Here is a 1,069-nt window from a genome sequence, read left to right as displayed (position 1 = left end):
GCCGGTGCAGGTCCTCCAGCAACGACGTCAGCAGCGCGTCGGGATCGGTGGCGAGGGTGTCGGCGATGCCCACCCGCGCGGCGGTGGCCGCAGCGCCCTCGCAGGCCCGCCACAGGCTGGTCTCCATGTGCGCCCACTCGAACAGGTCGTAGGCGGCGGCCGACAGCACGGCGAGCGGGCGGCCGGGCAACCCGACCGCGTAGGCGTCCGGCGCGGCGGCGCTGTTCCCCAGGCCCAGCACGAGGGGCACCATCCGGACCCGTCGGGCCAGGTCGCGGGCCGACTCGGTGCCGGGCGCGGCCAGGGCGACGAGCCCCTGCTCCTGCAGCCGGTCCAGCCGCTGCGCGCAGTCGGGAACGCCGACCGACTCGGCCTGCGCGGCCAGCGCGTCGGGGGTCCACGGGCGCGGTACGTGGTCGGCGGGCCCGTGCGCCATGGCCCAGACCCCGAACTCGGCCGAGGTGAGGCTGTGCAGGGCTGCGCCGACCCGGACGTCGAACTGGTCCACGACCGCGCGGACGCCGATCAGCTGACCGATCGGGTAGACCTGCAACGCGGTCGAGTCGCTGGTCATCGCGGGCGAGCCTAACCGGGGTCGGGAGTCCGACGCCGGGCCGCCGGGCCGGTGTCGGCCGGTCCGGGGGGGGGGCCGGGGAGGCCGCCGCCCAGGTCAGCTCAGCGGACGGTGCGGATCTGGGTGCTGGTGGTCGACAGCGGTGCCCACGGGTCGGGGTGCGGCTGCCCGGAGTCGCTCACCCAGCCCGGCGCGCGGCTGCCCGTCGTGCTGCCCCGGGTGGCCGGGCGGGCGGACAGGTGCACGATCAGGAAGAGCAGGACGAGCAGCCCCACGAGAACGCCGGCGATGTTCAAGAGCGTCGAGAGCATGCAGCTGAAACTAGTGGTGCGGACTGGTCCGTGTCCGGCGTTGCACTGGGCACAAGTAGCCGAAGTCGATCACCAGATGCGGGACATCTGACAGTGGGCGTCGACATGTCGACCGCAGTTGGACGATCTGCCCCGTCAGAGTCTGCCAGTGCACACGGATTCGCGACAGCCCCGCCCAGCGCCG

Annotated in this window: 2 protein-coding genes; both read right to left on the bottom strand. The window is 73.9% G+C overall.

Translation table 11 applies throughout. The annotated features are described in order from the left end of the window. Positions 1–574 (bottom strand): hypothetical protein (locus G5C62_RS27250; RefSeq protein ID WP_206330909.1); only part of this gene is annotated, 574 nt, incomplete at its 3' end. A gap of 101 nt (positions 575–675) precedes the next feature. Continuing rightward, positions 676–885: a hypothetical protein gene (locus G5C62_RS27245; protein ID WP_164703444.1), complete on the bottom strand. Its 210-nt coding sequence runs from the start codon at positions 883–885 to the stop codon at positions 676–678. Between the last annotated feature and the right edge of the window lie 184 nt (positions 886–1,069).

Source organism: Modestobacter sp. KNN46-3 (assembly GCF_011039295.1).
Note: the sequence above shows the minus strand (reverse complement) of the source record. Positions and strands in the feature narration are given on the sequence as shown.

Coding starts and splice junctions, on each gene's coding strand:
- G5C62_RS27245 (WP_164703444.1), bottom strand. CDS start 885: ATGCTCTCGACGCTCTTGAACATCGCCGGCGTTCTCGTGGGGCTGCTC.